This window comes from Candidatus Omnitrophota bacterium, from assembly GCA_040755155.1.
Taxonomy (GTDB): Bacteria; Hinthialibacterota; Hinthialibacteria; order Hinthialibacterales; family Hinthialibacteraceae; genus JBFMBP01.
Map to the genome: position 1 here is coordinate 1 of JBFMBP010000034.1, position 11,077 is coordinate 11,077.

Sequence of the window (11,077 nt, forward strand, 5' to 3'; positions counted from 1 at the left end):
ATATCTCATCAAAAACCCAATCTACGGCGCATTTCATCCGATGAGACGAGGTTTTTTCCCCCGCTGTTTTTCATGGTTTCATAACGCCGTTCGGCTATAGCTGCATCTTCATCCAATCCGAGATCGTTATCCAAACCATCAATAAATTCCAAGACTTTTTGCATCTGTTCGGGCGGGAGTTGGCGAATTTTCTGGATCACGATTTCAGAAGCGTCCATGATCGGCGGATTCTCCCTTTGGGATTGACTGGTTCTTCATAATTATACTTTACGGCGGGCGACAAGAGCAAGGTTTTTTCCGCCCTTGAACGCTCTTTGTCCGAATCATGATGCCCAGGATGGAAGGATGCGCAAGATAAAAGATAACAACATCCTGGATATCCAGAAAATCCTGACGATCCTGATTCAGACGATTGCTTTTTTTCCCACGCCCGCATCCATCCTGTCTTCCCACTTCCGACTTCCCCAATTCTTTTTATCCCATTTTGATTGAACATTGGTGAAACGATGACCATTCCCAATCTGAAGGATTTTTCACGTACGCATGTGTTTCGGGATTATGACAAATGGAATCCGGATGTTTCATATAATCATCCAATTTCGTTCTTAACGGCGGGATATCTCCACAGGCTTAAAGGTCAGCGTATATCCAAACGCCTGTAAAATTCGTCTCAGATTTTTGAGACGGGGATTTCCTTCCCGGGAAAGAGTTTTATATAATCTTTCTCGGGAAAGGTTGGTTTTCTTTGCTAACTCCGTCATACCTCCCTGGGCTATGGCAACCTGGCGTAATGCGGACAACAATGCTCCTTCGTCCGGTTCTTTTTCATACTCTTCGAGAACGGTTTGCACAAATCCAGCGATCTCATCGGGATGTTCCTTGAAACGCTCTTCTACGATTTCATCAAACGTTCTATATTTTTTCTTCTTTTTGTTCAAGGTATTGTCTCCAATACTCAAGCGCTTTCTCTATGTCCCGCTTCTGACGGCTTTTGTCGCCGCCGCACAGTAAAATGACGATTTCGTTTCCATCTCGCCCAAAGTAAATCCTTAATCCTCCGTTGAAGAAAAACCGCAATTCGAAAACATGATCTCCAATATGTTTGAAATCGCCTAAATTCCCCTGCTCGACCCGATATAGGCAGTCGAAAATACGGTCTTTTGTTTTGGAAGAAAGAGAACCCAACCATTCTGTGAAGGGTTCTTTTCCATCATCAGTTTGAAAAACGCGAATCTTCAGCATAGTTAATAGTAACCTATAGGTTACATATTGTCAATCTTATATTTCTTTGCCTGCCTTTTTGGCGGCGGGGCGGCAAGAACCAGGTTTTTTCCGCCCTTGAACGCTCTTTGTCCGAATCATGATGCCCAGGGTGGAAGGATGCTCAGGATAAAGAATGGAGATGGGAGAGGAATTTTCGGAACTTTAGGCTATACTATTTCCATCATCCAACGATGAGGGACGAATCATGGCGCAAGTGGATTTAAAGGAAGCTCCATCCATGCGGATTGACTTGGTGAATAAGGTTTTGTAAGGGGAATCGGTATTTATCCGCAAAGACGAAAACCAAATGATCCAGATGGTCTCCGTGGCGAAACCCCGCCGGAAATCGCAGTTTGGGCGCGCCAAAGGTCTTATTGAAAGAGCGGAGGATTTCGACGAACCTTTAGAAGTTTTCAAAGATTATATGCCAAATATTAGAGGCTCTTGCAAAATTAATAAAATCCGCTTTTAAATTCTCCCCCAAGCTTGGGGGGAGTTAGAGGGAGGTTGATTTTATTAGACTTAAGGCAACCCCCTCCTAACCTCCCCCAAGCTTGGGGGAGGAATTATAGAGTTTTTGCAAGAGGCTCATTATACAAATATATTATTAACAAGCCAACATTATTCTGTAACGAGTCCTTTCGTCGGATTCTGGAAAATCTTCGCGTCCGTTCGGCTGGAGCGGGGGCGGGGGTTGCGCTAGATTATGTTTTCTTTAATGGTAAACATGATGCTTGCGAAACGCGATAAGGGCTTATGACGGAATCGATCTTTTTTCCCCATTTCTATCTCGCCAACGATGTTCTCTTGCGGCATCAATATCTCTACTCTTCGCGGCTCATGCGCATTCATTCCTCCGACCGTCCGCCTCGAGACGGCAAGTTGGCGAAAAGCACGATCGCGAATCTGAGCGGCGCTGGATTTCTCGAAGATTCGATTCCGTTGGAGCGCAGCGAGTGGGCCGCCGAACGGTTTATCAAGACGTTGGAACGAGCCTACAAAGAGAACCGGGAAGAGTATATCCGGCGCATGGGCAAATTCATGAAGGAGCGGACCTCGACGAAGACGTATCATCTCTTCCGTCTCAAAGTATGGCCCGACGCCGCCGCTTGCGCTATGGAACTGGGCCTGGCCGTCCCCGATTCCGGGGAAATCTGGTGCTTCGCCACGCGGCAGATGGTCATGACGCTGATTGCCTGTCTTACGCTGGAACAGCAGGCGCAGCGCCGCCTGCCGCGCTGCGCCGACGCAACCGAATTCGACGAGTTGGCGGAATTGTTGGAACTTTTCCCGGCGGGAAGCGGCGACGCCTCCGTGCGCGCCGTCTTGGAGTTTCCTTACATCGTCCCCCAAGCGATCCTCTCGTTGTCCTGGGAGGAATTGCAGGTCAGAAAAATTAAGTTGGCGCCGATAGCGGGATTGTTTTACGAAACGATCCAAGAGGCGGAAAACGCTTTGAACGCGGCGAAGAGCCGAGAGGAGATCGGCGAGCGGTTGCAGGATTTTCAAGGGAACGTTGCGGCTTTCAATCGGCAAGTTATTCAGACGCTCCAGCCGCTGGGCGACCGGCCCGCCGTGTTTTATCATCAATACCGCTGGTATCCGCCGGAAGCGAGCGCTGTAGCGCCAGCCGCATTGCCGGCGCCCTTCATAGTCAAAGACGTTGCGCTGGCGGCCATGCTTCTTCCCGCCGCCAAAGAGGAAACGGCGCGGGCGCGATCCTATCCCGGCTGTCTGGTCTGCGCGATGGAGAAGCCTGCTTTCGAACGCGGATGGGGTTGGAAAATGACGAATTGGTTCAAACGATTCGCCATGATGGCGTAATCGATTTTTTTCTTTTCTTCGCTACCCGCCCGCCTATAATGTCTGGATTAAGATTTTAGGGATAAAAAGATAAACGGGATGGCGCCTGCTTTCGGGCGCCCGCCTTGTTGGAGGATCGATCATGAAATTCAAACGAATACTGTCGCGTTTAGGATTATTGCTTCTATTTTTCTCTGCATTCGCCGATAGCGCTGAAATTAAGGAAATCGCGCCCGGCGTTTATTTTCGTCCGGCGGTGGCCGTGTGCAATATCGGCTGGATTGTTTTCAAGGATTACGTTCTCGTCGTTGACGCTTCCATTCCCGGCGACGCCGAGAAGGCGATCGAAGATATCCGCAAGACGACGGATAAGCCGATCCGCTTCGTCTTCGACACGCACCATCATTGGGATCACTCCTACGGCAACGCCGTCTTCGCCAAGGCGGGCGCATCCATCATCGCTCAGCGCGAGTGTTGGGAGACGCTGAAAGGGGGCGTGAAGGATTTCGCCGAATGGGCGAAGGATAAGCCGGATTATCTTGCTAGGGGATTGGCGCAGCCCAGCGTAATTTTCGACGATATCCAGGTTTTCGACGACGGAGAGAAGCGGGTCGAACTTCTATGGTTCGGCCATGCGCATACGAAGGGGGACGCCGTCGCCTATCTGCCCAAGGAAAAAATCCTCTTCACCGGCGATCTTTGCGTCAACGGCGTTTTCAATTACCTGGGCGAATCCAACCTGGAGAACTGGATCGCGATCCTGTCGCATCTGCAAGGGCTGGATATCGAGACCGTCTGCCCCGGCCATGGCGAAACCGCTGGAAAAGACTTGCTGGAGACGCAGAAAGAGTATTTCGTCCAATTGCGGAAAGAGGCGCAAAAGGCCGTCGACGATGGCCTGACGCTGGAACAGGCGCTCGCATCCATCCGCATCCCCATGTACGAAAAATGGACGGGGCGCCAGCCGCAACCGGCGAATATCGAATACGCCTATCGCTATGCGGCGGGAATGATTACGCCGTGGCCGCTGTTGGAACATGGATTTGAAGGCGGCCCCTCGCCTACCAAAGATACGCCCGGCTGGACGCCTCCCAAGAAAATGCTTACTTCTTCGTTGAGCGAAAAGCAACTGGCGGCATTAAAGCGGGTTGCGCCGGATATGGAGTTTGTCAACATTCGCAACGATGATGAAATCTTGGAAAAGATCGGCGATGTGGACGCCGCGATGACGCCGCTTACGCCCGAGCAATTTCATGCCGCCAAGAAACTGCGTTTAGTGATTTCGCAGAGCGCGGGGGTGGATAAATATCTCATTCCCGAATTCGTCAATAGCGACGTCATTCTCACTAATGGGCAAGGGATGATGGGGCCGGCCATTTCCGATCACGTGATGGGATTCGTTCTCATGTTCACCAAAGCGCTGGCGGCTCAGCATGAACAGAAATTGAATGGCAAGTGGGGATGGGTGAAGGGACATCCCATCACCGAACTGAAGGGCAAAACCATGTTGATTCTGGGGCTGGGCGGCATCGGCCGGGAAGTCGCCGCGCGGGCGAAAGGATTTGGCATGATCGTCAAAGCTGTCGATCCCAAGCCGATGGAGAAGCCTCATTTCATCAGCTATATCGGCCAGCCGCAAGAACTGCACAACCTCCTGCCGCAAGCGGATGTGGTGGCCTGCTGCGTACCGCTAACCCCCAAAACACGCCGCTATTTTGGCAAACAAGAATTCGAACTCATGAATCCGACCGCCTATTTCGTCAATATCGGGCGCGGCGAAGTCGTCAACCAGGACGACCTCGTAGAAGCGCTGCGCAACAAAACCATAGCAGGGGCGGGGCTGGACGTAACCGATCCGGAACCGCTGCCGCCGGACCATCCGCTTTGGAAATTGGACAATGTTATCATCACGCCGCACATGTCGGGCTGGACGGATGAGAGTTGGAACCGCCGCTGGCTGATTCTGCGGGAAAACGTGCGCCGCTTCGCCGTAGGAGAACCACTATTGAATGTAGTCAATAAAGAGGTTGGATACTGAAACCGAACGGGCAATAAAAAAGATCGAGGCGGCGGAATCGAAAATCCCGCCGCCTTTTTTTATATCACTCATGTTAAGCAGCCATATTCCCTCGCCCTCTGGGAGAGGGTTTAGGGTGAGGGATTTTAAGTATACTCGAATCAACCCTCACCTAACCTCTCCCAATCTTGGGAGAGGAATTTTTAAAACAACAATATTTATACAAGTTGGTATTACTTCTTCTCGAATTTCTTCAATACTTCATAAGCATGTTGCAGTTTTTCTTGACTCGCCGATGCGATGATGGAGAGTTCGTGAATCGACCAGAATGTGCCTTCTACGCTGCCGTTTTGAACGATTTTAATGAAACGGGCGCTTTTGGATGGAATTTCGATCTTCGTTACCGCTTGATCTCCTGCGCCTTCTACGATGGGCGATTCCCAATTGTTTCCGTCGATGGAAAAATTGACGGCGTATTTCCGCGGATAATCGCCATTAGAACCCGTTGCGTCCAGCGTGATCTCTTCGATGACGCTCTCTGTTCCCAAATCGATCTGGAACCATTGGCCGGGCGTTTGCGAAGCGGCGGAATCCCAGCGCGTTCTTCTTCTGCCGTCGATGGCGTTGGCCGCTGCGCCGCTGTTATTCGAGGCGGATACTTTCCACTGATTGCGGTCGGCGTTGCTTTTTTCCAATTGTTTGACGACTTTTTTATAACCTTCCAACGCCGGCGGCCCCGCTTCCGCATCGCTGAGGCAGCCTTCGAGGAAATCCAAAACCGCCAAATTGGCCCGACTGGAAGCCGCTGCGATAACCATTTGTTTTTCTTCCTTGTCTTTGGCGGCTTTGAGGGCGGACTGGAATTTTTCCAGCGTCTGTTCGATGGAATCGCTGCGAACCAGATCGATCATGCGCAAGTAACCCTTCAGAACCAGTTTGCGTTTGGCGGAATCCTCTTCTTTTTGCGCCAAGGCCAGCAGCGTTTCGATGGGAGAAGCGTCGGGCCATGCCGTTAAAGCCAGGTAGGCGGCATGGCGAACGGATTCATCGCCGTCCTTCGCCATAGAGTCTCGAACCGCGCCGCAGGCTTTTTCGCCGCCCAATTCGGTCAACATGCGCAGGAGGGAGATGCGCAATGCGGGAGGAGCGTCCGGCAATGCGTTAATGAAATATTCCGAACGCTTCGCCTCATCCACTACTTGTTTTGCTATGGATAAAACGGCCTTCTCCACCGCCTGGATATCGTCTTCGTTTTTCGATTCGGCGATGAGAGGCAATAGTTGCGGCAGGTTTTCCTCTTTTGCCAATTGGCTGAGCGCTTTAATCGACTCTTTGCGAACCTCGGCGTTGGCGTCGAGCGCCAGGGGCAACAGTACGGGAATCGCGCCATCAGTACGGCGCGCCGCGAGGCTGCGGATCAAGGCGGGTTGGATTTTGGCGTCAGCCGATTTCACGATCGCTAGAATCTCATCGTCCGCATTGCGCAATTGCGCCAGGCTTTTTTCGGCGGCGGCTCCCGCGTCTCCACTTTGCGCCGCCGTCTCGGCGAGCAAGGAGACATGGCTCGCTTCGCCCAATGTCCCTAAAGCTTTTATCGCCGCGATTTTGATTTCGGCGTTATCGCTCTTAGCGGCCATAACTACGGCGGGCGCCGCGCTGGCGTCGCCTCGCGCCGCCAAAGCAGTCAAAAGCATCGCCTGGACATTGGGGGGAAACGACGGTAGTTGCTCGCTAATGGATTTTACGATGGACGATCCTGGAATCATGCGTAAGCATGGACCCACTGCCGTCTGAAGCAATTCGATGTCGTTTTCGCGCAATAACGAGAGGAGCGTTGGCGCGGCGTCTTCTTTATCCATTTTGACGATGCCGCAATAAGCCGCCACTCTCAGTTTTATCGGATTACTCTTTTCCGTGAACTTACCGTAGATGTTTTTCGCTCGCGATTTAGTCCCTTCGGCGGCCAGGGCGTCGGCGCATAGAAGAAGCGAATCGTCGCGCTGGCTTTGCAGTTCTTGAGGGACATTCGCTTTGGCGAGAAGATCCGCCGCCTTGGCGCCGCCGATTTCGCCCAGCGCCGCTATCGCCGTCCGAGCCAGGTTTTTATCTTCGCTTTGGATCAGCGGCGCAATGGCGGAAACCGCCTTGCGGTCTTGGCGTTGGGCGACGGAGCCGATAACGCCGATGAGCAAATCGCCTTTTACGTCTTTCATCGCCGCCCGCAAAATGGCGCCCGCTTTAGGCGACGGCGATCCCTGCAAAGCGAACCGCGCCATGTTGGAGAGTTTCTCGTCCCGCAGCAGTTTTTCTAACGCGGGCAGCGACTCGTCTGCGCCGATGCGGCGAATGATGCGGCAGGCGAATTGTTTGGCGTAGAATGTCGCGCTGGCGGAATCGATGATTTCCGCCATGATTTTTTCGATGTTTTTAGTTTGGGTTGGATCGGCGTTGCGCAGACCTTCTTCCACAATGCTCAAAGCCTTGCGGCTTTGGCCGTAATCATAGGCTTTGATGGCGTCCTTATCGATGGATTTCGCATCGAACGGTTCGGCTTGGGTCATCGCCCAAGGCCAGGCTGCGCAAAGACCGATGAGAAGGAAAAAGCGGCGTATAGTAATTTTCTTTATCTTCATTGTTCAACTCCCATGATTTTCAATTTATAAAGTCCAAGGTTCGCGATAGGAACGTCCCAACAAGCCGCTTGCTTCCGGATCGCCAAGAATTTCTTCCTTTTCCGGATTCCAGCGGATTTTTCTTTTCAGGAGCATGGCGATTTCGCCCAGATGGCCGACGCTGATGGAGCGGCACGCCGTTTCTACGGGAGTAATCGTCAATTGGCGGCTTTTCACGCAGTCGATGAAGTTCTGCTTGTGATCGTCGCTCTTATACAGCCGGATATCGTTGGGGCCAATGGCGTCCGGTTTCAGCAAATTCTTGTTCGAGGCGTCGATGCCTCCGCGGTCGACCCATACCCAGCCTTCGTCGCCGATCCATTTGGTTCCGCCCCGGTTGGCGTTGCTGACGTTCATCGTAAGGCCGCCGGCGTATTGGCAGATGAAGCGGTAGGCGTAGGGCGCATTCCAAAGGCCGTCTTCGGGATAAGAAGCTTCGCCTTCGATCTCCACCGGTCCTGTATGATCCAGATCGAGACCCCAATGGGCGATATCGATGTGATGCCCCGCCCAGTCGGTCAGTTGGCCGCCGGAATAATCCATAATCCAACGCCAATCCCAATGGCACTTGTCGTTGCCGAAATCGCAATAGGGACGCCAAGGCGCAGGGCCTAGCCAGAACTCCCAATCCAATCCTTCGGGAACCGGCTTGATCGGCTTGTTATTCGTTCGGCCACCCGTAGGCAGGCCGACTTCGACAGTATGGATTTTTCCCACTTTGCCGTTGCGCACGAGTTCGCAGGCTTGGCGAAAATTGGCCACCGACCGCTGCCAACTGCCGGTCTGCCATACGCGCCCATAGCGGTGAACGGCGTCGCAAATGGCGCGGCTTTCCCGAATCGAGCGCGAAAGCGGTTTTTCGCCGAAAATATCCAAGCCCGCTTTGGCGGCGGCGATGGCCAGGATGGCGTGCCAGTGATCGGGGATGGCCACGGAAACCGCGTCCAGATCGCCGCGTCCGATGATCTCCCGGAAATCGACGTAGGTCTGGCAATCGGTATTTTCGTAGCGGTTGTCGACGGAGTTTTTGGCGTTGTCGCGGTGCGCCTTGTCCACGTCGCAGACGGCGACGATCTGCACTTCCTTGTAATGGGCGAATTCGCGCATATTTCCCGAACCTTGCGATCCGACGCCGATGCACCCCAAAACGATCCGCTCGTTGGGAGCGGTATTCCCATCCGCGCCTAACGCGGACGATGGAACATAAAGCGGAAAGCCTAACGCCGAAACGGCGGCCCCTTTCAACAGAGCGCGCCGGCTAAGTGTTTTATCCCATTTCATGGAATCTCGTCCTTTCTATGCTTTCTTGCCAATTCAATTTTATGGCTCTAAACAGGATTCTACTTTCTCATCCTTCCGTCAAGTTGTTGCAGGGAGGAATAACGATGAAGCCTTTGGCACGCAGCCGATTGGTTTAAATAAAGCAAACCCGCCGTTGAAACGGCGGGCTATTGTCGTTTGCCCCTTTAAAGGGGCATTTGAAAATAGCCCCGGGATGAATTTTCTCTTGAACAATTTTTCCTTTGGCGTGATCGTACTGGCGGCGTAACAAGTGTTATTCTTTCCAGACTCGCTTGACTCGAAGGTTTTTTTGTGATGATTTATCCTTATCTATCATGTTCTAGGAGAACCGAAATGATTAGACGCCGATTTCTATCTTTATCCTTGTTGTTTTTGCTCCTTCTTCCATTCCCGGCTCTTGCTGCGCTGAAGGCGGGCGCCGCTAGAACCGTCATCACGCCTCAGACGAGCATCTGGATGGCCGGATACGCTTTCCGCAATAAGCCTTCGGAAGGCAAACTGCACGATCTCTACGCGAGAGCCTTAGCCTTGGAAGACGATCAGGGAACGAAAGCCGTATTTCTCGCTTCCGACATCATCGGCATTCCTGCAGGATTGGCGGCAAGAGTTTCCGCGCGCGTCGAAAAGGAATGCGGCGTTCCTCGAGCCAATCTCATGTTGACATGCTCCCATACCCATAGCGGCCCCGCCTTGCGCGACAACTTGAAGGATATGTACGGAATGCCGGAAGAAGAGTGGCAAAAAGTGATTCAGTATATGAAATGGTTGGAAGATAAAATGGTCGAAGTCATTCAGGAATCGGTGCGAGACCTGAAACCGGCGAAGATCTCTCGCGGCGTCGGAACCGCTTCTTTTACGATCAATCGGCGGCAATACAATCTTGATTCGATTTCTATTGGATTGAATCCTATCGGCCCGGTGGATGAAGACGCGCCTGTCCTAAAAGTTATCGATGAAAAAGGCGCGATCAAAGCTGTCGTGTTCGGCTACGCCTGCCATAACACTACTTTAAGCGGATACGAGATCAACGGGGATTACGCCGGATTCGCTCAATTGGATCTGGAAGAAGCGATTCCCGGCGCCGTGGCTATGTTCTTTATCGGATGCGGCGCCGATCAGAATCCGAATCCCCGGCGGAAGATCGAAGACGCCCAGAATCATGGCCGAGAACTCGCCGAAGCGGTGCGCCAAGTTCTTTCCGGCGCCATGAAGGAAGTGGATGGGCCGATCCATGCGGCTTTCTCGCTCACCGATCTTTCCTTGATTCCCGCACCAACGAGAGAACAACTTCAAGAACAATTGAAAGATTCCAACATTCATATCCAACGCCGCGCCAAGAATCTATTGTCCACTCTCGATGAAAAGGGAAAGATTCCCGAAACCTATCCCTATCCCCTCCAGGTATGGCGTTTAAACGATTTTCTTATTGTGGCGATGGGCGGCGAGGTAGTAGTGGATTATTCGCTGCGCCTGAAACACGAACTGGGCCGCGAGAACGCCTGGATCGTCGGCTACGCCAATGACGTATGCTGTTATATCCCCTCGCTGCGGGTATTGAAGGAAGGCGGATACGAATCGGTCGATTCCATGATTTATTATGGATTTCACGGGCCTTGGGCGCCGCCGATCGAAGAGACGATCGTCAAGGAGGTTCACCGGTTGGTGGATGCGGCGAAATAATACCAAGCCCTATTAAGAATACTACTTAAAATTCCCTCGCCCTCCGGGAGAGGGTTTAGGGTGAGGGAATGTTAGCTTAATACTATCAACCCTCACCTAACCTCTCCCAATCTTGGGAGAGGAATTTTAACAACAACAATCTTAATGCAGGTTGGTATAGCCTGGCGTTATTCTATCGCTTCGCCCAGGGATTCGCCCGCAATCGTGATAAGCGATTCCTCGATGCAGGGGATGAATTCGTCGACAAGCCGTACTACGGCGTCGAAGACTTGCGCGTATTTATTCAAGCGGACCAGATTGGATTCGTTCTTCGTGCGGCGGATAAACATAAACATAGCGG

Annotated in this window: 10 protein-coding genes; 5 read left to right on the forward strand and 5 right to left on the reverse strand. The window is 52.3% G+C overall.

The annotated features are described in order from the left end of the window. Positions 1-8 precede the first annotated feature (8 nt). Positions 9-218: a hypothetical protein gene (locus AB1656_04085; protein ID MEW6234542.1), complete on the reverse strand. Its 210-nt coding sequence runs from the start codon at positions 216-218 to the stop codon at positions 9-11. A 127-nt stretch (positions 219-345) separates the two neighbouring features. On the opposite strand from AB1656_04085, the gene AB1656_04090 reads away from it, so the two are divergent. Beyond that, positions 346-492: a hypothetical protein gene (locus AB1656_04090; protein ID MEW6234543.1), complete on the forward strand. Its 147-nt coding sequence runs from the start codon at positions 346-348 to the stop codon at positions 490-492. Positions 493-605: 113 nt separating this feature from the next. Here AB1656_04090 and AB1656_04095 read toward each other — a convergent pair whose 3' ends face one another. Beyond that, a complete protein-coding gene (locus AB1656_04095; protein MEW6234544.1) occupies positions 606-938 on the reverse strand; it encodes an addiction module antidote protein in 333 nt (110 codons plus the stop codon). After that, entirely contained in the window at positions 913-1,242 is a 330-nt protein-coding gene (locus tag AB1656_04100) for a type II toxin-antitoxin system RelE/ParE family toxin (protein MEW6234545.1), read from the reverse strand. Before AB1656_04100 ends, AB1656_04095 begins: the two co-directional genes overlap by 26 nt. 777 nt (positions 1,243-2,019) lie before the next feature. On the opposite strand from AB1656_04100, the gene AB1656_04105 reads away from it, so the two are divergent. Both AB1656_04105 and AB1656_04110 read left to right on the forward strand, forming a co-directional pair. After that, positions 2,020-3,087: a hypothetical protein gene (locus AB1656_04105; GenBank protein MEW6234546.1), complete on the forward strand. Its 1,068-nt coding sequence runs from the start codon at positions 2,020-2,022 to the stop codon at positions 3,085-3,087. A 121-nt stretch (positions 3,088-3,208) separates the two neighbouring features. Then, complete coding sequence (locus AB1656_04110) at positions 3,209-5,104, forward strand: NAD(P)-dependent oxidoreductase (protein MEW6234547.1); 1,896 nt, start codon at positions 3,209-3,211, stop codon at positions 5,102-5,104. Positions 5,105-5,316: 212 nt separating this feature from the next. Here AB1656_04110 and AB1656_04115 read toward each other — a convergent pair whose 3' ends face one another. Continuing rightward, positions 5,317-7,716, reverse strand: a complete 2,400-nt coding sequence (locus AB1656_04115; GenBank protein MEW6234548.1) for a HEAT repeat domain-containing protein — start codon at positions 7,714-7,716, stop codon at positions 5,317-5,319. A 24-nt stretch (positions 7,717-7,740) separates the two neighbouring features. Beyond that, positions 7,741-9,036, reverse strand: coding sequence for a Gfo/Idh/MocA family oxidoreductase (locus AB1656_04120; protein MEW6234549.1), 1,296 nt, complete (start codon positions 9,034-9,036; stop codon positions 7,741-7,743). Here AB1656_04120 and AB1656_04125 point away from each other — a divergent pair. Further along, positions 9,035-9,304: a hypothetical protein gene (locus AB1656_04125; protein MEW6234550.1), complete on the forward strand. Its 270-nt coding sequence runs from the start codon at positions 9,035-9,037 to the stop codon at positions 9,302-9,304. The genes AB1656_04120 and AB1656_04125 overlap by 2 nt on opposite strands. A gap of 86 nt (positions 9,305-9,390) precedes the next feature. After that, the gene (locus AB1656_04130; protein MEW6234551.1) at positions 9,391-10,737 is read left to right on the forward strand and encodes a neutral/alkaline non-lysosomal ceramidase N-terminal domain-containing protein; all 1,347 of its coding nucleotides are present in this window, start codon (positions 9,391-9,393) and stop codon (positions 10,735-10,737) included. Positions 10,738-11,077: the final 340 nt, after the last annotated feature.

Bases quoted from the DNA above. Each gene is read 5' to 3' on its own strand.
- AB1656_04085 (MEW6234542.1), bottom strand. From the start codon at position 218: ATGGACGCTTCTGAAATCGTGATCCAGAAAATTCGCCAACTCCCGCCC.
- AB1656_04090 (MEW6234543.1), top strand. From the start codon at position 346: ATGCGCAAGATAAAAGATAACAACATCCTGGATATCCAGAAAATCCTG.
- AB1656_04100 (MEW6234545.1), bottom strand. From the start codon at position 1,242: ATGCTGAAGATTCGCGTTTTTCAAACTGATGATGGAAAAGAACCCTTC.
- AB1656_04105 (MEW6234546.1), top strand. From the start codon at position 2,020: ATGACGGAATCGATCTTTTTTCCCCATTTCTATCTCGCCAACGATGTT.
- AB1656_04110 (MEW6234547.1), top strand. From the start codon at position 3,209: ATGAAATTCAAACGAATACTGTCGCGTTTAGGATTATTGCTTCTATTT.
- AB1656_04115 (MEW6234548.1), bottom strand. From the start codon at position 7,716: ATGAAGATAAAGAAAATTACTATACGCCGCTTTTTCCTTCTCATCGGT.
- AB1656_04125 (MEW6234550.1), top strand. From the start codon at position 9,035: ATGGAATCTCGTCCTTTCTATGCTTTCTTGCCAATTCAATTTTATGGC.
- AB1656_04120 (MEW6234549.1), bottom strand. From the start codon at position 9,036: ATGAAATGGGATAAAACACTTAGCCGGCGCGCTCTGTTGAAAGGGGCC.
- AB1656_04130 (MEW6234551.1), top strand. From the start codon at position 9,391: ATGATTAGACGCCGATTTCTATCTTTATCCTTGTTGTTTTTGCTCCTT.